This is a genomic window from Brevibacillus laterosporus (assembly GCA_007833815.1).
GTDB classification, from domain to species: Bacteria; Bacillota; Bacilli; order Brevibacillales; family Brevibacillaceae; genus Brevibacillus_B; species Brevibacillus_B laterosporus_D.
In genome coordinates this window covers 1,279,467-1,303,004 of record CP033464.1, presented here as the reverse complement: position 1 = coordinate 1,303,004, position 23,538 = coordinate 1,279,467, and the positions used below count along the sequence as shown (strand labels likewise).

The window sequence follows — 23,538 nt, the reverse complement described above, 5'->3', positions numbered from 1 at the left end:
AACATGTGCTTCTACATAATCATTACACTGGTAAAAATTCATTACTCTTACATTGTCCAAACTCCATACGCAGCGTTTTATCTGCCAGGCCAAAATAATAATCATCGTGAGTAATGGCGATGACACATTTCCCTCTGCCCTTTAAGTCCGGCAAAAGAACGTTGTAAAAGAATTTTCTGAACTCTGGATCCTGATCTGCTGCCCACTCATCAAATAAGTAAATGGGCTTATCCTCCAAATAACTAATAAGCAGTGCCAGCCTCTTTTTCTGACCAGTTGATACATTTATTGTTGTGAATTTTCCGTCTTCTATTTGTACCTTGCTATCCATTTGCAAGATTTTTAAGTACTCTTGTATCTCTGCTTCCTTACATTCACAATCAATTCCATACAGCTTTTCAAACAAATGAAAATCACTGAATATGGCACTGTAGTATTGGCTTAATTCCCTTGCTTCAATCATCCTTCCATTCAATGTGATGTGTCCGTTAGTTGGGGAATACAAGCCGGTAATTAGCTTTGCCAAGGTTGATTTCCCGCTACCATTTCCACCTGTGATAAAAATGACTTCACCTGACTTGAATTGATAGTTGATTGGGCCTACTTTAAAGACACTATCCTGAGAATTGGTATACTCATACTCTACGCCTTTCAGGAAAACTTCCACATTATTGTGCGAGCTTATTTGTGAAGGATCAACCTCTCTAAGCTCCAATGAAGACAACTGGCTTATTAAATGATTAATTCGTTTCCAACTGATTTTGACATCTATCAGGTTGGGCACTGTATCTAGTATTCCATGAACTGGTCCTGTCATATATAGAAGAACAAAAATGTAGCTTGTTAAAGTAGCAGTACCAATCTCTTTAAATACAAGAGGGAACAGGAAAGCAACTGCTCCAATCGCTAACGTAAATAATAGTTCGCCAACGACAAACATATTTGCAAAAGCCATTGTAGCTTTGCCACGCATGATTCTGTAATCATTACAACTATGCTGCATGGCTGATACAAAATGTTCTTTCTTCTTTTCATGTAAAGATAACTCTTTGAATCCTCCTGTTAAATCGTCAATAAATGAAAAGAATGTATTTTGAATATCGCGAGAGCGTTCTCCTATTCGATTGGCATAAATACCGACTAAATAATAAATAGAAGCTATCGCTGTAATGATCGCGATAGATAGCAGTAGCCCATAGAAACTGATAAAACCTAAATAAATAAAACAGCACAGCAGAGTAGCAGAGCTAGTGATAGCTGTAATGACTAAATTGACTAACCTGCTAACCGTTTCTGTATCATTATTTAAGGTTGCTTGAATTCTTCCGCTCTCAATATTCTCAAAATCCTGATAGGAGGTTTTTAGTATTTTCCTAACTATCTCCATTCTTTTGAGATAAACCATATTATTGGTTAGCTCTATTAATTTTTTCCTCACAATCCTCTGACCGCCTACGTACAGAACGATTCCCAGCATAAAGTATAGAAGGATATTTAAATCATTCTGTTTAGCTATAGCCATATTAATGGAAAAAATAATAATAGCATTACCCAATCCACTAATAATGCTTACTAATCCTAGTAATACGAACTGTTTATTATCTTTCTTTTTGAACAAAAAAGTAAAAGAAAAGTAAGCATACACGACCCACAACGTGGCAAGTGTTACTTGATAGGCTAGCTTTATTGAGTTTGGTAGCCATACATAAATAAACTCCCAGGACAGCCCGTCATACAAAATGGTAGGTATCTGCTTGATAGAGTAAGTAACGCCTATCATTAGAACCAGGGAAGCAAGGAGAACAAGCCAGTCTTTTCGTGTTTTCTTTTCAAAAGTTCTCTGTTTCTTACTTACTTCATACACAGCTTTACTACCAAAAAATGCGGTGAGAATGGATAGGAAGCCGAATACGGAAATAAGAAAAATAGCCATCTTATCTGCCTTTTTATTCAAATCACTTCCTGTTACAACTGGCTCATTCCCATGGAGAATCCTCTCTACACCTCGACCTATTGATTCGGTGTACTCGGAGTTCGTATTGGTTAATATAGCAATACCAAGCTTCTCATCGGGTTTGAGCAGGAAGTAGGAAGAGTAATTAGGATTATTTCCCCCGTGGGAAATTTTCCCTCCATCCTTCTTAGATATAAACCAACCATTTGAATAGGCTGATCCGTCTGACAATGGCTCGGCCATACTATGAGCTATATGTGACTCTTGAATCAACTGTTTATCAAATGCACCGGTACTGCTGGTTTCAAGTTGAATCTTGAACCATTTCGCCACATCTTCCGCATTTGTTATGAAATAAGCAGCTGGTGTATTTCCTCTATAGGGAGGAGAATCATATTTTACAGGAGATAAAAAATGGAGCTTGTAGCCATCTGCCATTTGATTGCTGGCATTGGTATTTTTAAATAAGTACGTATTGTTTAGCTCCAGTGGCTGTAAAACATTTTCCTTCATATATGTTTCAAATGACTTTTGAGTTACCTTCTCAATAATTAAGCCCAACACATCATAATTAATGGTAGCGTACTGAAAATGGTCACCTGGTTTTGAATCTAGTGTGATCCCTTTTAAATTTCCAACCGTTTTTTCTAGCGCGTCTTCCCTATCTGAAACTGGAATGGTATCTATGGTGCGAAAGGGAACCCCGCTGGTCTGGTTGAGAAATTGCTGGATAGTAGGAGATACTTCTTCTTCTCTAAAGTTCATTTGTAACCATGGTATATATTTTGATACAGGATCATTTAGCGCAATAAGCCCATCCTGTTGAAGCTTTAGTATGCCAAGAGCGGTGAATGCTTTGCTATTGGAACCAATTTCAAACAAGGTGTTGGAAGTAATCTCTTTTTTCTCCTCAACGTTTGCATAGCCGAAGCCCTTTTGGTACACGGTCTTATCATCTTTTACAATAACAACCGATGCTCCTGGAATTTTGCCCTCTTTCATTTGATTCTCAATATATTGTTCCATCTTCCCTATTTCGTCATTTGAAAGCGACGTTGTCTTGCTATCTGATAAAGCTACGACATTCATCGGTATACTAAATAATGAAACAATGAGAAATGCCAATATTATTGCTCTGTTTACGCTTTTCATCAGTTCCCCCTACTTAAACGGTGATAGTATAAAAAAGCTGTTTCTTTGACGGCTAGATAAATAAACCGTCCAAATCATCTTGAGATATATCAGCAGTTTCAAAATCTGATGGAGTAAATTCTTTATCATTTTTTTGCAAGCAGTAATTACGGATTTCGTTAAGGCTGTCCAAATATTCGTTCAAAAATTGCTGGATCGTTTCTTCTCTGAATCTGTTGGTGCTATACGTAACATTTATTTGTAGCTGTCCATTGGCGATCCATACATTTATATCTAGTAGAGCGGTCAGATGATTATTGCTTCCGATATCTGCTCCACAATCAAGGTCTGCCATAGTAAAATCGCCTTGTAAAACATTATCGAAATGACCCAAGTAATTAAACCTGATTCCTTTTCCTATTTCCTCCTGTAGTTCTTTCGTCAGATATTTTAGAACTCCATAGGTAAAACCTTTGTGCGGGATTGCCCTTATCTGTTCTTTTACGTGTTTTATAATGTGTTCCAATCCCATATCTGTGATCGAGAAATGTGCAGGATACATGCTAGTAAACCAACCCACTGTCCTGGAGATATCTATTTCGTCATGTATGGTTTCCCTTCCGTGCCCCTCTAATTCAATCACAATATCTTGTTCCTTCGCTGATTGATGCACGGTTACTAATAATCCAATCAGCAATCCTTCATACAGCTCTAGTCCATATACATCATTAATTAACACGGAAAAATCCTTGATCCATGCTCCATCTAGATAGGCTTGCATAGTCGATGAGGATTTCACATCATCTATTCCCCTATCAAAATCTGTAAGGAATTGGAAACTTTGTATAGTGGTATCCTTCCAATAACGAAGAGCCTGATCCGTTTGCGTTACATGGAGACTATACGTAGCTAGTTGTCTTGCCCATTCACCAAAAGAATGTGTCTTTAATGGAAGTGAAATTTCTTGATGATGCTGTAGCTGTTCTACTCCAGAAGTGAAATCCTCTATTAGGATCCTCCATGAAACACCATCTACCACTATATGATGTGCTGTAAACAAAAGGTATTGCTCTTCTTCTCCCAACTGGAAAATACACGCTTTGAATAAGGGGGTTTCTTCCAGATGAAAGCTTGATTTTGTTATAGAACCAAGCTCTTTCATTTTTTCAAATTTCATCTCTTCAGGTTCATGGGTTAAATCGTAATAAACGAAATAATTTGTTTCATGTATATGATCGTTTTGATAAAACAATTCTTTGGTATTGCGGTCGCAACGTACTCGTAACATATCATGATGCTCTACAAGCTTTTTGATAGCAGTCGCAATGATTTGCTTATCAATTGATTTTTTACAGGCTAGCAGAACCGATTGATTAAAATGGTTTTCTTGCTCAAATTGTTGTGAGAAAAACCATTGAATGATTGGTGTCTGATTGATTGTCCCTGTACTGACACCTTGGTCAATGATCTTCTGTGTATGATTCTCTTTGATAGTAGCTGCTATTTCTTCTACTAATTCTTTTTCCAAAATATCCTTTATATGAAGCTCCATATTCATATTTTTAAGCTTGGAAGAAATCTGAATGGCTTTAATTGAATCTCCACCTATTTGGTAGAAATTATCATTCATACTTATTTCAGCAATGCCAAGCACTTCTCCCATTACCTTAACAAGCTGTTCTTCACGTTCATTCCTAGGGCTGATCATTTCTAGCTCACTCTCATCATCAAATGGCAATTCATGCATGTTTAATTTCCCATTGATGGTAAGTGGCAATTGTTCCAATTTAATCATTCGATTGGGGATCATAAAGGATGGAACGTAGGTGGAAAGCCATTTTTTAAGTTCAGCGACATCAATCTCCTCATCACTTACAAAATAGGCATAAAGCAGCTTATCACCTTTTGCATTTTCTCTATCTATGACAATCACATTTTTAATCATAGAATGCTCTAGTAAGTATCGCTCAATCTCTCCAAGCTCAATCCTATGACCTCTAATCTTCACCTGATTATCGGATCTACCTACATATTCAATGATTGAGTCCGAAAGGTATTTAGCTACATCGCCTGTTTTGTACATTTTCTTTCCAGATAAAAAGGGATGATCAATAAAGCGCTCATTCGTTAGCTCTTCTCGATTTAGGTAGCCTTTAGCCACTCCATCCCCTGAAATATAAATTTCTCCCTTTATTCCAGTGGGTACTGGTTGTAAATATTTATCTAAGATATAGATCTGAGTATTATCTATGGCTGATCCAATTGGAACTGAGACTCCCGTATCTTTATCACTTGCATATTTATAGATCATACAGCCTACCGTTGCTTCGGTAGGTCCATACTCATTATAAATTTCGATCTGTCCATTAAAGCTCTCCTCCACTTGTTTAGCAATCGCTACTTTTAAATTTTCTCCGCCGACGATAAACTTTTGGATAGACGAATTTTTATTATCTAAATCCTTGATCAACGTTAAATGCGCAGGAGTTACTTTAACAATGGTTGCTTTATTATCGTTAAAAACCTTGTGTAAAATAAAATCCTCGCCGTTATCCTGATATATAGCTATTTGATGCCCTGAGAGTAGAGGGGTAAAAATAGATGTGACGGTAAGATCAAAGGATATGGAGGAATAGAGAGCAAATATCTCATTTTCTTCTACATATGTTTTTCGTGCCCACCAAATATAATTTACAAGACTATTATGTTCAATCATGACCCCCTTAGGCTGCCCTGTGGAACCAGAGGTGTATATCATATAAGCCAGATCATGAGGTGAGCTCTTATCACTAGTATTATTTTGAGGATCGAGGTATATTTCATCATGAACGAAATGATAAATCTCTCCTGAGAAATCTATTTCATCAGCAAGCTCATGGTTCGTAAGCATGATGAAAGCACCAGAATCCTTCAGCATATAATTGATTCGTTCCGATGGGTAATTAGGCTCAATAGGCAGATACGCCGCTCCTGTTTTGAGAACCCCTAAAATACCAACTATAAGCTCAATAGAATGGGTTGCTTGAATGGCAACAATCCTTTGCTGTTGAACTCCCTTCCCACGTAAAAAAGCTGCTAATTGACTTGCTTTTTCATCTAATTGTCGGTAGGTAACTTGTTGTTCTCCAAACACCAACGCTACTTTGTCAGGAGTCAATTCTGCCTGTTCCTCAAATAAGCCATGTATTGTTTTATCTTTTGGATAGTTGGTCCTGGTAGAATTGAAGGTATATACCTTTTCATGTAACTCTTCTGTCGTACACACATGCAAATCCTTAATTCTCATCTCCATGTTCTTAATCATTTGCTCAGCTACATTCGTAGTGTGTTTGAACATGGAAGAGATATCCTCATCGTTATACTCATCTACCTTGAAATCAAAACAAAGCGAAATGGTATCATCTCGCCACTCTTTTACAATCACTTGCATGGAATAACTTTGATTTCCACTGTTGTATTCATCTACTTCTAACATTACTCCCTCTACGTCTTTGAGGTACTCGGTATTGTAATAGTTAATACATAGCTTGAACAAACTATCGTACCCTTTTTTGTTTAACCCCAAATCGGAAACTAGCAGATCATAAGGATATTTTTGATTGATTAAACACCGCTTTAATTCATATACGACTTCTTTTATAAACTCTTTCACAGACAGCTCGGGGTTTATTTTCTTTCGGAAAGGCATCGTGCTCGTATACATTCCCACTGTATTCTTGTCTCTCTTATCTGTTCGATTCAGAACGGGCGTACCTAGAACGATATCATCGTGATCTGTTATTTTATTGATATAAATAAGCATAACCGCCATAAAAAATGTATGTAACGAAATGCTGTACTCCTGTAAGAAACTTCTAATTTGATCCGTCATGTCAGCTGTCATTTCATAAGATTTACGACGGCTTTCCAAATGAGAAAAGCTTTTATAGAGAAATGCTTCAGGTACATCACTAAAGGTTTCGTTCCAAAAAATCTTATTCTTCTGAAAACGTTCCGAATGAAAATACGCTTTTTCCTTCTCAATATAATCGACATAGGAATAGGCCACACCTGCATCCACTTGCTCATTATGCTGGAGCAAGCTGTACATCTCACACAGTTGTTTTTGAATCAGACAAGTTGACCAACCATCAGATATTATGTGGTGAACCTTCAATAGAATTCCATACTCAGCTTCGTGTAATTTATAGACGGCAAAGTAACATAGATCATGATTTTCTATAGTAAAGGATTTTTTGAAAACAGCTTCAACCCATTCTTCAAAAACAAGAGAGGGGTTTTCCTCTCTACTAAAGTCTAGATAATCTATCTTTTTTTCCGTATATTCATTCACATATTGATATGGTTGTCCTTCTCTTTCGCAAAATCTCAACCGGAGCCCTTCATTTCTTTCAATGACCGTTTGTATCGCCTTTTCCAGTAAGTCTACATTGGCGTGACCTTTTATTTTTAAACACCCACCAATATTATGCAACGGAGAATTAGAATGGATTTTTTCGATGTACCATATTCTTTTCTGAGGATGAGTCAAATGTAAAAACATATCGTTCCCCCTTTTAACCTCGGCTTTTTAGCTTTCGTCTAATGTATACTGGACAATCTGTGTAATGCTCTTTATAAAAGGACATGCTATCGCCCTTTCGTCCAAGAGCGGTTGCACTACGCCTTCATATATGATCCTCCATCTTAGATAACGTGCCGAAACAACGATTATCTCCTGAATTAGATTCTTGTCAGAAACTTTTATTACATAATTCACTGATTATTACAAATATTAAAAATAAAGATTATCTACTCAAAATGTTTATTCCAACATCTAGTGTTTTTATTTCGCCTAATAATTCAATTTCAATTTTTGCTCGTTTCTTTCTCTTATCAATTTTCTTAATGAATGCTTCCATCCCTTGTAAGGGGCCAGTGATCACCTGAACCTGCCTATCCTCAATGATGACATCACTATAAGAAAGTAGCCCTTCTTTATCAGTGATTTGTAAAATCCAATTCATATCCTCTTCTGGTATTTCAGAGTAATACGTTTGGCAGTTATCATTCTTATATTTACCACAATTCACCATATAATAAGTCATGGGAATGCTCATTAAATCATAATAAATCGTAGAAATAATGTTTGTCTGAATAAAAATATAGCCGGGGAACAAGGTCTTTATAGAATCATAACTCACTCCGTTTTTCTTTTCAGATACAATTTTTTTAGGAACCAGACATCTGAAAACGTGCTGATCGAAATGATTTGTAAGAATTTTTTCGACTACATTTTCTTTTCCGGTTTCAACAAAAAGAGCGTACCAACTCACAATAAATCCCCTTTTACTCTTTTTTATCACTCCAAGTGAAAGCTATATCATTTATTTATCTCTCAAACTACCTTTCTGGAATGACAGTAACCGTCACTATGTTTTTGTTACTTATATTTAAAAAACTATGTCTATTTGTGTCGATTGATGTGTTATTTTACCATATTTAGTATTTTTTATTTTACTTCACAAATTACAAACCGGTCAAGTCATTAATTATCTCCTCCAAAAATTTGAGAATATAGTAACATGTTTTTAAAAGTAAATATTCTATACAGACTTGGAGTTAGTATCGTTTCATGGACACATCTTAATCAGTTCCATAAGAAAGAAGTCTCCCCTCGTGAAAGTGAAAACAAACGGATTACGAAAAGAATCATTCAAATGTGATTTTGTTACTATTAAATAACTTTTTTGATAATAGACAAACATTTTTTAAATAAACAAAAAAAAAGAAAAAGTATTGATAAAAAATAAAGTCTTATATATTATTCTAAATAAATCTATTTCGTAATAAGCCCGTGTTTTATTCTTCTGGGACCAAACATTAAAATAATGTCAGGAGGCTCCATTTTGTCAGCTAACATAGTAAGGTTTCGTTAATGGTTTCAAAACACATCAGAGCCATAAATGAAATCTAGTCCATCAAAGAGGTGTATCTGAATGATTGAGAAACTGAGAAATGTCTCAGTAGGAAAAAAGTTATCTTTATTGATTGGCTCATTAATCCTTTTTGTTGCTATTGCTAATGCAATGAGCATCAACGTATTAAACACGATCACCAAAAACACGGATCAAATATTAGAGGATCGATTAGTGCCTTCCATTATATTAGGCAGCTACGCGTCTTTGAATCAGTACTTACATGTCAAAATTTTGGAAGACATGCTCGAAAGCGATCTTCAAAAAAGCCGAAATATAGAAAAAGAAGCTCTGGAGACATTGGAAAAAAATAAACAACATCTAGCCGCATACAAAGAAACTCGTTTATCTCCGGAAGAAGAAGTCCTAATTAACTCCATGCTCAGTATATATCCTAAATATACGGATGCTGTTACACATACCCTGGAATTAACAAGTGATAATAAAAACCAAGAAGCCTATGAATTTTTCAAAACAAAAGGTCTAACTATCTTAGAGGAAATGGATAAATTAGTAGATGATCTTTACGAATTGAACATCCAATTAGCCGAGCAAGTAAGCGAAGAAAGTTCGAAAGAGGCTAGCAATACAAGAAGCCTGCTTATTTTTATTACTATCCTGCTTATGGCGATTGGAGCTTTCTTGGGCATTGCATTTGCTAGAATGATTATCAGGCCACTCAAAAAAGTGAGTGAAGTGATGAAAAAGACAGAAGAAGGAGATTTTACACAGAAGGTTGATTATGCTTATGCAGATGAAATCGGTCAAACTGCACAAGCAATCGACCGCATGCTCCACACATTGAATGGATTTACGAAGCAAATTGCAGAAGCAACACAACAGATAACCGTATCTTCTGAACAACTCAATGTAAGCACCTCTCAGACGAGTACGGCAAGTGAACACATTGCAGCAAATGCGCAAGAGGTAGCTGAAGGAACGGAATACCAGGTACAGCTCGTTGAGGAGGCTACTGAAAGCCTAAATAAGATGGCACAAAAAACGAATGTTGTCATCACCTCTCAAGTTGCTTCCGTTGGCGAAGCCGTAGGTTACGCATCTCAAAAATCAATGGAAGGAAATCAGGCTATCGAGGCTGCAGTTTGCCAGATGCAATCGATACATCGCGTTATCTCAAACCTCGAACATGCCATTCAAGGTTTGAATAAACGCTCTTCTGAGATTGAACAAATTGTAGATGTCATATCAGAAATTGGAAAACAAACGAATCTGCTGGCTTTAAACGCAACAATCGAGGCTGCTCGGGCAGGAGAACATGGACGCGGCTTTATTGTCGTTGCAGATGAAGTGCGTAAGCTTGCTGAACAATCCGCTAATTCAGCCAAAAGGATAGGCGAGTTGATTAACGCTATCCAGGATGAAACAGCCCATGCGGTACATTCCATGCAAAGAACGACAAATGAGGTCACAAATGGGGCGACCGCCGTCGGTGAAGTAGGTAAATTGTTTGAGGAAATACAGACATCGGTAGACGAAGTAGCCAATCAAATCAAAAACGTGACATCTTCGGTACATAGCATGACACTTGACGCCGAGAAGATACAGTCTGCTGTTCAATCTATTAATGATGCAGCATTACATTCTTCATCTGGGTCCCAAAATATATCAGCTGCGACACAAGAGCAGCTCGTTTCCATGGAAGAAATATCTGCATCAACCGGAATCTTGTCTCAGATAGTGGCTGATCTTCGAACACAACTTAACAAATTCAAAGTCTAAGAGGAGCTTCATTATGGAGCAGCCGTTCATGTTAATCTGTACAATTGGTGTCTGTTGACATAAATATTCAATCTGGACTGTAAACCTTAATTAGACAGTTTTAAAAAACTTGAAGTATAGGAAAAAATTAGTTATTACTATAGTTACGTAAGCGTCAAATACTGCCCACCTATACTTAACACAATTTCGATGAGATAATCTTCCTCAGAACTGAAGTGAGGAGGATTTTTTTATGAATTAGCCGAGAACACTCGTGATTTTAATCATGAGTGTTCTCGGCTAATTCATAAAAACTGTTCGATAACAAAGGAGTGATCAAGCCATCTAAACCTATTCCTTGTTCCAATCCCTTAACACAATCCTGTAATTTTATGACTCCCAGTAAACACCCTTCTTCAATAACAGGAAGCTCAGTGCTCTCAAATTGGACCATTCTCCTCATCACTTCTCTAATGGAACTCTCTTTCCTTACCATCCACCTATCTTTTTTCATCCAATTTAGGACGGAATAGCGGTCTGCATCATTCATAGCCACCTTACTCCTTCCCCATATTTTCTTATTGCACACTTGTTCGTACTAGCTCATGGTGAAGAAAAAAGCGATTGGTTAGGCAACTGCACGTTATATTATGTGCTAAGATACCCCTCATCGCTTTTTACTTTTTAACTCTTGTTCTATTGTTCTTTTGTTAAAATCGTTTTCGCTATTTCCTTATCTAACTCTTCAAACTCATTATAGGAAATAGCTGTATACAATTCACTTCTGGTCTGCATGTTAGCAATTTCATTTTTTTGTGTACCCTGTTTTTTAATTACTTGAAAAACACGTTCGTATGCTTTTGCTGCCACTCTCAGAGACGTTACCGGATAAATGACCATTTGATAGCCCATCTTAGTAAATTCCTCTGTCGTATAATACGGTGTTTTTCCAAATTCAGTCATGTTTGCTAACAAAGGTACGGAAATGCGTTGGGAAAATGCACGAAACTCCTCTTCTGATTCTAGCGCTTCAGGGAATATTGCATCCGCTCCTGCTTCAACATAAGCAAGTGCCCTTTCAATTGCTGACTCCAAGCCTTCTACTGATCGAGCATCTGTACGAGCTACAATGACCATAGATGGCGCTGATTTCTTGATCGCTATAATCTTCTGTATCATTTCTTCTGTAGTCACAAGTTTTTTTCCATTTAAGTGTCCGCATTTTTTAGGAAGCTGCTGGTCCTCTAATTGAACAGCAGCAACATTAGCCTCCAGCATTTCTCTAGCAGTGCGGGAAACATTAAGGATACCGCCAAATCCTGTATCTATATCTACCAATACTGGTAAATCTGTAGCACGTATTAATTCCCTTGCTCTTTGAGCCACCTCTGTAGATGTGACGATTCCTAGGTCTGGTAAACCACAACTGGCTGTATAGGCTGCACCCGATAAATACAGAGCCGAAAATCCAGCCTGTTTTGCAATTAGAGCAGCCATCGCATCGTGTGCACCCGGGATTTGCAAAAGTTCAGGTGCACTCATCAGCTCTTTGAACTTATTTGCCAGTTCAGCTTGAGACGACGGATGATCCACAATCCAAGCCATTTCTCATCCCCTCCTAGATTAAAAATAATTCTACAAATTGGGTAACAGACATATTGGTCAATCTATTTGAATTCATGCAAACCTCTTTCATTTTATTTACCTGGTTATGTGAATAATGAGTACTCACATTCTCAACAAATTTTTCAATAATTTTTGGGATAGCTTCTACTCTGCGAAAGCGGTGACCTAATGGATATTCGCACTCCACCTTTTCTGAAGAAGAACCATCTTTATAATGCAACTGAACTGCATTCGGGATCGAGCGCTTGCTCGGGTCGAGGTAGTCAACACTGTATTGTTTATTTTCAACAACAATCATCTTGTCTCTTAGCAAATCTATTCTTGGATCAGCTGCTACTGCATTTTCATAGTGATCAGCTCTAATATCACCATAAATCAAGCCAATGGCAGTAATATATTGTAAGCAGTGATCACGATCAGCAGGATTATTCAAAGGCCCTACCTTATCAATAATCCGAACAGCTGATTCATGCGTTGTAATTTGAATGCTATCAATCATATCAAAACGATCTATTACTTCTGGATGTAGCTGGATCGCGCATTCTGCTGCTGTTTGTGCATGGAATTCGGCTGGATATGAGACCTTAAATAGCACATTCTCCATTACATAGGAATCCAGCGCTCGGGCCAGCTTTATCTGCTGTTTATTGAATAATACATCTTGGAATCCCCAGCCTGATGCAGTAAGTGCTGTTGGATAGCCCATCTCTCCCTTGAGAGCCATCATCGCTAACTGAACCCCTCTGCTGGTCGCATCGCCAGCAGCCCACGATTTGCGTGATCCAGTATTCGGGGCGTGTCTATATGTCCGTAAACTACTGTTATCAAGCCAAGCATTTGATAATGCATTGTTAATTTCTTCGCGCGTCCCTCCAAGCATCTGTGACACCACTGCTGTTGTAGCGATTTTTACAAACAATACATGATCGAGCCCAACACGATTTAAGCTATTTTCTAGTGCTAGCACACCCTGAATTTCATGGGCTTTAATCATCGCTTCCAGCACGTTATGCATGGTTAGCGGCTCTTTCCCTTCCGAGATACGAACCCGACTTATATAATCGGCAACAGCTAAAATTCCTCCAAGGTTATCTGATGGATGTCCCCACTCTGCCGCTAGCCATGTGTCATTATAATCAAGCCAACGAACCATGCAACCGATATTAAAAGCTCCTCTTACTGGATCAAGAACAAATGGTGTGCCAGGTACCCTGCAACCATGGGGAACAACTGTCCCAGCAACAATGGGTCCCATCAGCTTTGTGCATTCCGGATAGTTTAATGCTAAAATTCCACACCCTAGTGTATCCAATAAGACATATCTGGCAGTCTCATAGGCTTCGGAACTGGTAATCTCTTTATGTAATACATAATCTGTAATTTGCTCAATCAACTCATCTGTTTTGTTTAACTCCATATTTTTTTGCAAAGTATCCTTCCCTTTCTATTCTAAATTATTTATCATGGTAAATGATGTTGGTCAGAACATCATGTAGGCGATGCCGGCTCACACAGCTTTCCCTCGTTTACCTCAAAGAACATGCCGCTCGCCTATATATTTTACACGTGGTCGAAATAGACGATTTTGTGCGTGCTGTTCAAGAACATGTGTGCAAATTCCTACGGTTCGCGCAGCGAAAAAAATGGGAGTATACAATGGAATCGGAATACCAAGCATCCAATACACAGGGGCTGCATAATAATCCAGATTCGGATACAGGCCTTTTTCCCTTTCCATGATTCTTTCTCCCGCTTCACACATGCGGTACAGAAGATAGTCCTGTTTTATATCACTTAGGTGCTTTAATGCCTCTTTCATCATTGTCGCTCTAGGGTCCATTTTTTTCATATATACCCGGTGACCAAATCCCATTATCTTTTCTTTTCTCGACAGCTTTATTTTCAGTAACTCCTCGAAATTTGGAATTGTTCCCGCTTCCAGCAGCAAATGCATGACAGCTTCATTAGCCCCTCCATGAAGGTTCCCCTTTAAGGAAGCAACAGCTCCCGTCAATGCTCCGTACAAATCCGATTGTGTGGAAGCAATGACCCTTGCCGTAAACGTAGAGTTTGGCATTTCATGCTCACTGTACAATAGGAGAGAAAGATCAAATATTTTTTCTTCCATCGGGGACGGCTTTTTCCCAGTAATCATATAGAAAAAGTTAGCACTATAGGGTAGATTCTTATCTGGATGTATGGGGGCATTCTTTGTAAGAATCCGGTGACTATTTGCCACGATACTAGGAATCTGCCCCAACAATTGATACGCACGCTCTTTATTAACAAGCAATGAGCGATCATCAATCGCATCATCATATCCTCCAAGAACAGAGAGGCCTGTTCGTAGAGCATCCATAGCATGAGTTTGCTCAGGTAAAAGCTTTAAAACCTCAAATACCGTAGCGGGTAGTTCATATCGTTGATTCATGCTATTTTCGAGAGCTTTTTTTTCTTCCTCATCTGGAAGCCTGCCCTCAAGTAAAAGATGAATAATATCCACATAACTATAGGTTTTGGATAGCTCAATAAGATCGTAACCCCGAATAACGATTTCCCCTTGTATGGTATCAAGAAAGGAAATACTTGTTTCTGTAGCCACAACACCGTCCAGTCCAGGAGAAAATTTATCAAGATCGTTCATTATTCTTCCTCCATTCCGAATACATGTTCTTTTATTAGCTTGTAGGCCTTTTCAAGGTTGCGATAATAATTTGTTTTTACTTCTTCTGTAACTTTTTGTTTTTTTATTTCATTTCCTAAACGAACTTGAACGACTCCTAGCGAATGAGGACTTTCTAGACTTACATTGTTCATGATTGTTGTTTTGAAATAATTTGTAAAATAACCTACTGTTCCAAACAAAAAATCCCTCCTTGTAACCCAAAACGTTCCACACGCAAAAAAACAACTTCCTGAAAGAAAGTTGTTAATGTGCGAAAAACTCAAATAAACATGTTAAAAATGAAAAATACTACATGTTTAATCTCTCGCACTTAACACCCCCTATCCTCGTAGGAACTGATGTGTGCTAAAACAGGCAGGTCTCCTGGCTCATGATCATCGCGATTCGAACCTTCCCATTTTCATTAAGCTGAAAACAGTGGTTTTTTCGAATAGCTCCCAATTACAGTTGCGGGACAGCGTCGGATTCTAACCGATCTTCCCTATTAAGCAGATAAAAAAATCTTATCTACACCTGTTCTACACATATTTGATTTTCAGCTTAAACATAACAAATAGTCGGAAAAATTACAATTATTACTTTTATATCACCACTTACTTTATTGCTTTGATATCGTTACGTTGAACTTTTAGTACATATATATACTGTCTGTAAACAAAAAATAACCTAATAACAGCAAGTGAATGAGCTGTTTAAAAAACTAGTGCTGATCCTCATTTCGGTAGAGACAACTATGATCTGGAAACGTTCGCTATGTTTCGCTCTATAGTCCCTAATAGCTATTTGCTTTTCCAGCTACCTTTTCTTCTAGTAAAAATGCGATAAAAACGATGTCCAGTAAAAATAAGACACTCTTTTCCCTTACATGCGAAAAGAGTGTCTATGATTTGTGTTCCGGCTATTTTGTTTCACGATGAAGGGTGTATTTCTTTAGACGTGGAGAATATTTCATTAGCTCTAGACGTTCGGGGTTGTTTCTTTTATTTTTTGTCGTAATGTAGGTACGGTCGCCAGATTCCGTGCATTGCAATGTAATAGTAACTCTCATTTGTAAAATTCTCCTTATCAACTATTTTATTGCTAGTTAGTTACTAAGTTACTAGTGTTTCAACAATAACATCACTTGTTGGTAACGGGTCTGTGAAGGAATTCCAATCTGCATTCATCTCTTCGTTCGTTAAAAGACAAGCATCTAAAGAACGGATAATATCACCTTGATCTAACCCAATCCCGATACATACAATTTCATTTACACGATCCCCGAATTGAGGGTCCCAAGTTTCTACCCATTCAGGGTCTTCCGCTAGTGTTAGCTGCTTCTCTTCTTCTGGTAGAGCAGACACCCAATAACCTGCTGACTCCAATTGAATAGACGGACCTGCTTGACTAATGGTTAAAGCTATATCGTTACGTGTAGCAACCCATAGGAAGCCTTTTGCTCTCACCACATCCTCAGGCCAATTTTCTAGCCATTTATATAATCTCTCAGGATGAAACGGAATTCTTCGGCGATACACAAAAGAGGATATCCCGTATTCTTCTGTCTCTGGAGTATGACTTGGCTTTTGCAATTCTTGTAACCAACCAGCAGACTGACTAGCTTTTTCAAAATCAAAGAGCCCTGTATGAAGAATCTCTTTCGGATCAATCCTCCCGTAAGAACTACGAATGAATTTTGCCGTTGGCTGAAGCTTACGAAGAACCTGCTCCAATTGCAGTAAATCTTCTTCATTGACCATGTCATATTTATTTAGAATTAAAACATCACAAAACTCAATTTGGTCAATCAACAAATCAACGATCTCACGCGTGTCTTCTCCATCCACTGCATGACCACGCTCCAAAAGACTTTCTCCTGAAGAAAAGTCATGCCAAAAACGGTTAGCATCTACTACCGTAACCATTGTATCTAACCGACAAATAGCAGAAAGATCTATGTCATTCTCTTCGTCTACATAAGTAAAGGTTTGCGCTACTGGTAGCGGCTCACCTATTCCGGTTGACTCAATCAGGATATAATCATAACGCTCTTCGTTCACTAACCGCTCTACTTCTACTAACAGATCTTCACGCAAGGTACAGCAAATACAGCCATTAGACATCTCAACAACCTTCTCATCAGTTCTAGAAATACCTCCCCCATTCTTGATTAGATCTGCATCGATATTAACCTCGCTCAGATCATTTACAATGACTGCTACTCGAAGACCATCTCTATTGTTTAAGACGTGATTCAAGATGGAAGTCTTTCCAGCTCCAAGATAACCACTTAAAACAGTCACAGGAACTCGTTTTTCACTCATATGTAATTATCCTCCCTTCCTAACAAGTCTATATAAAGATAGATATCATACTTAACACAAATCGTAATCATTACGATTTAATATGTATATATTACTGTACTTATACGGACGAGTCAACACAAATAATAATCATTACGATTTATACAAAATCTTTATTTCTCTATATTGCCTGCTGATCTGGTTGGTTACTTGATCGGAGTCTCTCAGATTATTAATGCTAGGCGTATATCCCTAAGCGGTCTTGTGTCTTAATCTATCTTGGTCCTCAAATAAAAAAACCTGTAACAACAAGACTTTGCTGTTACAGGCACACAGGAAGGGCAACTATTGATTTTGAACTAGCAGACGAACCTAGACTTCCTTACAATCAGACATTATGGAGGTGTACTCAACAAGTGAGAGAGGCTGTTCTACATAGTTAAGCACACAGGAATAGCATTACTTACATTAATTAATTCAGCGCCATTCATAAAAATTTGTAATCCTCTTTTACCCGCACTAATACTAATGAGACTAAATGTAAGTGCTGATTCATCGATATAGAGTGGGTAATTTTTTTTCGTACCTAGAGGTGAGCAACCGCCTCTTATATATCCGGTTAATTCTAGTATCTCTTTCATTGGAACCATTTCTACCTTTTTATTCTTGCTAGCAGCTGCCAATAGTTTCAAATGAAGCTCCTTATGGGCAGGGATACAAGCCATAATAACTCCCGTCTTATCACCACGGAGAACCAGCGTTTTAAACACCTGTTCTATTTGTAGATCAATCTGCTCAGCAACATGTTTAGCGTTTAAGTTCTCCTCATCCCACTCATACTCATGCACAGTATAGGGAACTTTATGTTTATCAAGCAAACGACAAGCATTTGTTTTACTGCTCATACATGACACTTCCTTATAAAGGTTAAGCTTATTATAACTCAGATCAGCAATACTTCAGCCCCTATTATGTTTTATAAATGAAATATTATTTTTGCTTTTTTTAAAATCGAATCATGTCAATTCATCACTTTCTTGCTATCAAAATAAACTGTAAGCCCATCGCAATCACCAATATACCACCTGTAAGGTATGGCAAAGTCAAAGAATTCATTCCTTGTTCTAACAATATCCCATTTGTCATCGTCCCAATTGAACCAGCAAGATAATTGATAGAGCTAAGCAAGGCAATTGAAATAGTAGCATGCTCCGGGCTGATTTCGACTAGTGTTTTTTGTTGTGTTGCTAATGGTGCCCAGCCACTAGCGCCCCAAAGCATCAAGACTATAGCTAATAGAATTGCCATGAAATGAACGATCCCCATGAGTACGAAAGATAAAAGCCATGATAATTAATAAGTACATTAATATAACTTTAGGTCTCTTATAGAAATCCATCATATAACCAATGGCAAAGCTTCCCGCAATACCACCTATTCCCCACATCCAAATAAAAATGATAGATTTCTCAAATCCATAGGCAACGATAATGATATCTACATAAGTGTATAAGCCTAAACTACAAAAGCTCAATATCATCGTTATGATCATGACAAGTGAAATGTCTTTATTTTTGAACATAACCAATCTTTCTTTGAGTGTCGGTAAACTATTCGATTTTATCACTGGGAATTTTGAAAATAGAGCCACTATTCCTAATGCACCGATCACTACAATAAACCACATCGTCATTCGCCAGTCATAAATGGAGGAAATATATATACCTAAAGGAACACCTATTACGGTTCCTGCACTCATTCCCAGCAAGATTGTACTTAAAGCCCTGCCTCTTTGGTTTGCATCAACTAATGTAACAGCCGCTGATGACGCTAATGGCGAGTATAGACCCGCACCTATACCTGCAAACGTTAAGGTGCATGTCCATTTAACATTACGAAGATGGTTTTTTCTTTATTATAACAATCTATCAACCTTACTTCATTAAGGTGGAAATGCCACTCTGTGGGCATCCGCAAGATGGCCTTAGAGAGTGGCACAATTTCATCGCTTCACCATTTGCTTATTTATTCAAAGGAATTTTATGAAATACTTGTTCAAGTAGCACTGCAATTTCCGCTCTTGAAGCATGAGCAGTTGGATTTAGCTTTCTACCGTCTCCTTTTACAATTCCTTCTGCAATTAGTGCGCTTATTGCATCCTTCGCATTACTCTTCACCTTATTGGAATCCTAAAACGATTCAACTCAACAGGTTCACCTTTTTTCAACTCAATACCAGACTTGATCAATGCATTGTACAAGATAACCATCAAATCTTGTCTTGTAATTGGCACTTCTGGATTGAAAGTTTCGCCCTCGAAGCTTTGAATGATCCCTTGGGCATTCAGGATTGTTACCGCCTCAGAATAATAGCTGGTTTGCGGAACATCAGAAGCATTACCTGCCACATCTGACTTCAAATCAAACATTCTCATCAAGATGAGTGCAAAATCTCCACCCTTCATTGCCGCTCTTGGAGTAAATGTGTGATCCGAGGTTCCTAAAATAATTCCCTTGGAGTTCAAAAACTCAATCGAGTTTTGGGCCCACTTATGGTTTTGCAGGTCAGCAAACGTTTTTGTTGTCTGACTTCCTTCGTTTTGACCTTTATTAAGGTTTTGAGTTCCTTCATTTTTTGTGGTGGTGTCTTTATCTTTGCCTTTATCTCTGTCTCTGTCTCTGTCTCTGTCTTTATCCTTGCCTTTATCCTTGTCTTTGTCTTTATCCTTGTCTTTGTCTTTGTCTTTATCCTTATCTTTGTCTTTATCTTTATCCCTATCTGTTTCTTTATCTTTGTCTTTATCCTTATCTGTTTCTTTGTCCTTGTCTTTATCCTTATCTGTTTCTTTGTCTTTGTCATCGCCACCTGTGCCCACATCAGGCTTGCTTCCTTTGTCGGTAGCTGTTTTCACTGAAACCTTCAAATCTTTTGGGCCTTCTTGAAGTGACTCGAATGTAATCGTGCTTCCATCCGCTTTCAAAGTATATGCATGAGCTATTCCGTAGTCTTGTGCTAGACGATTCGTTACCTTCTGAGCAACAGCAGCGGTATCGTCATTCACCTCTACTGGCACGGCGATTTGCTTATCGATTATGCCATCAGCAATATGGACGACAAGATTGCCTGTTGTGTTTGCGCCATTCTGTACTTGGATGCTGAACTTACTGTTTTCCCCAACAAAGCCAAAGCTTCCTTCCGTTCTCGTCTCCAAATCGCCCCATGTCAGACCTTCGACCGCCGAACCGTTCCCATTCTCTATCACATTGAAAATGATAGATGCACTGTTGCCTGTTCCTAACTTCTGCTTAATGATAATTCCCTCTGGTGAAGAAGAGGTGATAACTTCATAATTTCTACCCTCGGGATGATGCAATAAGGCAGCTTTCAACACATTTTCTACTTCAGCTAAAACATCTTCATTTTTCCAGCCCACATATAGCTTGTTGTTCAATGATAAATGGCGCCCCAAATAATCAACTGTTTTTACTTCCTCGTTGTTGATATACATTTGTAGCACCAAGAGAGCCGTTCCAGGTCCATTGATTGGTTGTCCATTCGAGCCTGTAACATCCCCAGATAAGGGCAAGAAATATTCCCCTAGTACTTCGGTCGTATTCCGTCCTTGCTTCTCAACGGATACATCACTCATGGTAACTCCCACATTTACCGTCGGTTCAATCTTCGCATCAACCTTGACGTTAACTTTTGCCTCGACATTGTTGCCTTTTACTCCAACAGGAAGATTAATCAACGTTCCCGTTACCGTAAAAGCCTGTGCCTTTGCATTGCCTTTCTCATAGCTAATGTTATGGAGATTCCATTGCACATCTGAGCTGATGCTACTTCCATCAGATAATGCCACGGTTACTTTCCTTGGCAGGTGTAGCGCTTCTGGTGAAGCATTCGTGCCGTTAACAATTCCGGTAATGTCCGCTACAGGATTCAGCGACTCCACACTACGCATTGCGTTTACCGAGATTTTGGCTGTTACCTTTTGACTTGGTGCAGCCACACCGGCAGGCAAGTGAACTAGCGTTCCTCTTACTTCCACTGCTTGTTGTTGTTCATTGGCTGGGTCGTAAATCGAATCTGCCAGCTCCCATGTCACATCCACTTTTTCCATGCGACCATCACTTAGCCTTACATTTGCTTGCTTCGGCAGATAAAAGGCAAGTGCTGTTTTACTAATGCCGTTCGGTACTTTCCCTACCTGTATAGGTTCAATACTTGCAACCTGAAGTGCAGCAACGACTTTAACTGTCGCTTTCGTTGTTACTCCCTTAGAATTCTGTAATCCGGCTGGAATGTCTTGCAATGTACCAATAATTTCGAAAATTTGTTCTCCACGATTACTAGGATCATAGGTACTGCTGTCTACATCCCATTCAACTGGCACCTGAACCTTCTGACTGTCATTCAATTCTGCCTCTACCTGTTCAGGCAAACCCAAAGCTGTTTTTGTTTTTTTTGTTCCACTCAACACATTGTTGATTTCCACAGATTTAAGATTGATAATTGTACGTGCATCTTTAAAGGAAACCTTTACCTTTGCCTCTACACCATTGCTATTAGCAATTCCAATAGGCAAACCATAACGATCTCCTAATCTTCCCGTGAATTCGACTATATGAGCACTTGGGTTGTTTACGTCATAATTATCCTGGCTCCATGTAACCCCAACCGATTCCGTCGTACCATCATCTAAGGCCACATCTACATTATTTGGCAGACCCAAGCTATAAAAGCTTGTACCATTCTCTTTATCGAGGATATCAACCAGCGGACTCACACTCGTAACCTGCTTCGCTGGCAAAATTGTAATTTTAGCTGTCGCCTTTACATTTTTACTATTACTTATACCTTCTGGAAGTCCTGAGCCCCATGAATTTTCTTGTAACGTCCCCTCAGCTGTAAATGTTTGTCCCTTAACATCATCGGGATTGTACTGGTCAAAATTCCAGCGTACGTTTAGCTCTGTTTCACTGCCGTTGCTTAATCGGACCGTAACACGACTTGGCAGATTAAAATTCGATGCAAACGTACGATGTGGATATGTTGAATCCAGAATTGCTTGCACCGATTCAATGTCAATCGTGGTAGCTTTTTGCGTCTGATCTACACTTTCTGGATTTGGCTGAGGTGTCGGGTTGCCCACCTGGCTTGTGCCTTCTTCCGTTTTAGATTCGGGGGTGTCGACCTTGTCTGTTCCTTCTTCAGTCTTAGGTTCCGAACCGTCGACCGTACTTGCGCCTTCTCCACTCTGAGATCCTGAGTCGCCCACTGTGCCTGCATTTTCTGCATCTGGATTAGATCTATCCTTTTCAGCCTCTGCGATCGGATTTCCGTCTACTTGTTCGCTTTGTACCGGTTGGTTTTCTACTGCCGCAGACACATAAGACGGTAATCCCAACGATGTCAAAAGACTCGTAGAAACCAGAACATGAAAGATTGCCTTTTTCTGTATCATTTTGTTTGCCCCCCTGCTTAATATAAATAGAGTATAATTATGATAATGATTATTATTATCAATATATTTCAGAACAAATTATTGAATAAATTTTATTATCTGTCAATCTATTTTTAAAAAACGAAACCTACACTTAAAAAGAACTCATCGATACATGTCAGTTCACGAAGGATCTGTTATTCAGAGTAAGATTATCAGAAGGAGATTTCGGCTTCTGTGCAAATGAAGGCACTCGTTTAAACAATCCGTCTAGACTAAGCGAATATGTATGCGATCCGCAGAGCAATAATCCAAAGGCGCTTGTATAAAGAACGAGACTGAGTAGATTCATATTGCCTGACAGAATGAAGTTGATATGCATAAATAAACAAATGAAAATGCTCGGCAACGTAAACAAACCTACGATCAACAGAATCCCAATCACAATCTGGACGCAAGGAATGACATAATTATACAAATCAACATAAGGAAGACATAAGTGCTTAATAAAGTCCTTGTAGAACTCCGGTACATTCGGCTTCGTTACGGCCGTTTCTAAGTAATCTTGTAGAAAAACACTAGGTTGCCGAAACCATCCTTTGTCAGTAATTTTGGTAATCCCGGCCAACAGCCACCCTCCACCGAAGGAAATTCGCATAAGTACAACAAGAAAAGGAAAAATGTGATGCTTGGAAGAATGGAAAAAATTCATTCGGTAAGACTCCTCGCTTTTATAA

At 38.5% G+C, this 23,538-nt stretch carries 12 protein-coding genes, 3 pseudogenes and 1 riboswitch; of the genes and pseudogenes, 1 reads left to right on the top strand and 14 read right to left on the bottom strand.

All coding sequences use genetic code 11. The features are described from left to right. Positions 1-22: 22 nt before the first annotated feature. The 3 genes from EEL30_07670 to loaP form a co-directional block, all read right to left on the bottom strand. Complete coding sequence (locus EEL30_07670) at positions 23-3,106, bottom strand: cyclic peptide export ABC transporter (protein ID QDX92243.1); 3,084 nt, start codon at positions 3,104-3,106, stop codon at positions 23-25. 52 nt (positions 3,107-3,158) lie between these two features. Next, on the bottom strand, positions 3,159-7,628 hold the full coding sequence (locus EEL30_07665) for an amino acid adenylation domain-containing protein (GenBank protein ID QDX92242.1): 4,470 nt from the start codon (positions 7,626-7,628) through the stop codon (positions 3,159-3,161). A gap of 244 nt (positions 7,629-7,872) precedes the next feature. Continuing rightward, a complete protein-coding gene (loaP, locus tag EEL30_07660; GenBank protein QDX92241.1) occupies positions 7,873-8,430 on the bottom strand; it encodes an antiterminator LoaP in 558 nt (185 codons plus the stop codon). 633 nt (positions 8,431-9,063) lie between these two features. Here loaP and EEL30_07655 point away from each other — a divergent pair. Continuing rightward, positions 9,064-10,782 (top strand): methyl-accepting chemotaxis protein, encoded by a 1,719-nt coding sequence (locus EEL30_07655; protein QDX92240.1) that lies wholly within the window; start codon positions 9,064-9,066, stop codon positions 10,780-10,782. Between the two features lie 298 nt (positions 10,783-11,080). Here EEL30_07655 and EEL30_07650 read toward each other — a convergent pair. From EEL30_07650 to EEL30_07600, 11 genes and pseudogenes are all read right to left on the bottom strand, one after another. Next, positions 11,081-11,311 (bottom strand): annotated as a pseudogene (locus tag EEL30_07650) (CBS domain-containing protein). A 146-nt stretch (positions 11,312-11,457) separates the two neighbouring features. Then, positions 11,458-12,366, bottom strand: coding sequence for a methylisocitrate lyase (gene prpB, locus EEL30_07645; protein QDX92239.1), 909 nt, complete (start codon positions 12,364-12,366; stop codon positions 11,458-11,460). A gap of 13 nt (positions 12,367-12,379) precedes the next feature. Then, positions 12,380-13,816, bottom strand: a complete 1,437-nt coding sequence (gene prpD, locus EEL30_07640; protein ID QDX92238.1) for a 2-methylcitrate dehydratase — start codon at positions 13,814-13,816, stop codon at positions 12,380-12,382. Positions 13,817-13,918: 102 nt separating this feature from the next. After that, a complete protein-coding gene (mmgD, locus tag EEL30_07635; protein QDX92237.1) occupies positions 13,919-15,031 on the bottom strand; it encodes a citrate synthase in 1,113 nt (370 codons plus the stop codon). Next, positions 15,031-15,252, bottom strand: coding sequence for a hypothetical protein (locus EEL30_07630; protein QDX92236.1), 222 nt, complete (start codon positions 15,250-15,252; stop codon positions 15,031-15,033). Before EEL30_07630 ends, mmgD begins: the two co-directional genes overlap by 1 nt. 156 nt (positions 15,253-15,408) lie before the next feature. After that, positions 15,409-15,605: riboswitch (cobalamin riboswitch) on the bottom strand. Between the two features lie 366 nt (positions 15,606-15,971). Continuing rightward, positions 15,972-16,121 carry a 50S ribosomal protein L33 gene (gene rpmG / locus EEL30_07625; GenBank protein ID QDX92235.1) on the bottom strand — a complete coding sequence of 50 codons (150 nt, stop codon included), beginning with the start codon at positions 16,119-16,121 and terminating at the stop codon, positions 15,972-15,974. A 43-nt stretch (positions 16,122-16,164) separates the two neighbouring features. Beyond that, positions 16,165-17,376 (bottom strand): GTP-binding protein, encoded by a 1,212-nt coding sequence (locus EEL30_07620; protein ID QDX92234.1) that lies wholly within the window; start codon positions 17,374-17,376, stop codon positions 16,165-16,167. Positions 17,377-17,786: 410 nt separating this feature from the next. Then, the gene (ybaK, locus tag EEL30_07615) at positions 17,787-18,260 is read right to left on the bottom strand and encodes a Cys-tRNA(Pro) deacylase (GenBank protein ID QDX92233.1); all 474 of its coding nucleotides are present in this window, start codon (positions 18,258-18,260) and stop codon (positions 17,787-17,789) included. A 124-nt stretch (positions 18,261-18,384) separates the two neighbouring features. Next, a pseudogene (locus EEL30_07610) lies at positions 18,385-19,219 on the bottom strand (MFS transporter). A gap of 157 nt (positions 19,220-19,376) precedes the next feature. Continuing rightward, positions 19,377-22,822 (bottom strand): annotated as a pseudogene (locus EEL30_07605) (scaffolding protein). A gap of 157 nt (positions 22,823-22,979) precedes the next feature. Then, positions 22,980-23,513: a DoxX family membrane protein gene (locus EEL30_07600; protein QDX92232.1), complete on the bottom strand. Its 534-nt coding sequence runs from the start codon at positions 23,511-23,513 to the stop codon at positions 22,980-22,982. Positions 23,514-23,538: the final 25 nt, after the last annotated feature.

What these genes read in the sequence shown, in the direction of transcription:
- EEL30_07670 (QDX92243.1), bottom strand. Translation starts at nt 3,106, where the DNA reads ATGAAAAGCGTAAACAGAGCAATAATATTGGCATTTCTCATTGTTTCA.
- EEL30_07665 (QDX92242.1), bottom strand. Translation starts at nt 7,628, where the DNA reads ATGTTTTTACATTTGACTCATCCTCAGAAAAGAATATGGTACATCGAA.
- EEL30_07655 (QDX92240.1), top strand. Translation starts at nt 9,064, where the DNA reads ATGATTGAGAAACTGAGAAATGTCTCAGTAGGAAAAAAGTTATCTTTA.
- prpB (QDX92239.1), bottom strand. Translation starts at nt 12,366, where the DNA reads ATGGCTTGGATTGTGGATCATCCGTCGTCTCAAGCTGAACTGGCAAAT.
- mmgD (QDX92237.1), bottom strand. Translation starts at nt 15,031, where the DNA reads ATGAACGATCTTGATAAATTTTCTCCTGGACTGGACGGTGTTGTGGCT.
- rpmG (QDX92235.1), bottom strand. Translation starts at nt 16,121, where the DNA reads ATGAGAGTTACTATTACATTGCAATGCACGGAATCTGGCGACCGTACC.
- EEL30_07620 (QDX92234.1), bottom strand. Translation starts at nt 17,376, where the DNA reads ATGAGTGAAAAACGAGTTCCTGTGACTGTTTTAAGTGGTTATCTTGGA.
- ybaK (QDX92233.1), bottom strand. Translation starts at nt 18,260, where the DNA reads ATGAGCAGTAAAACAAATGCTTGTCGTTTGCTTGATAAACATAAAGTT.
- EEL30_07600 (QDX92232.1), bottom strand. Translation starts at nt 23,513, where the DNA reads ATGAATTTTTTCCATTCTTCCAAGCATCACATTTTTCCTTTTCTTGTT.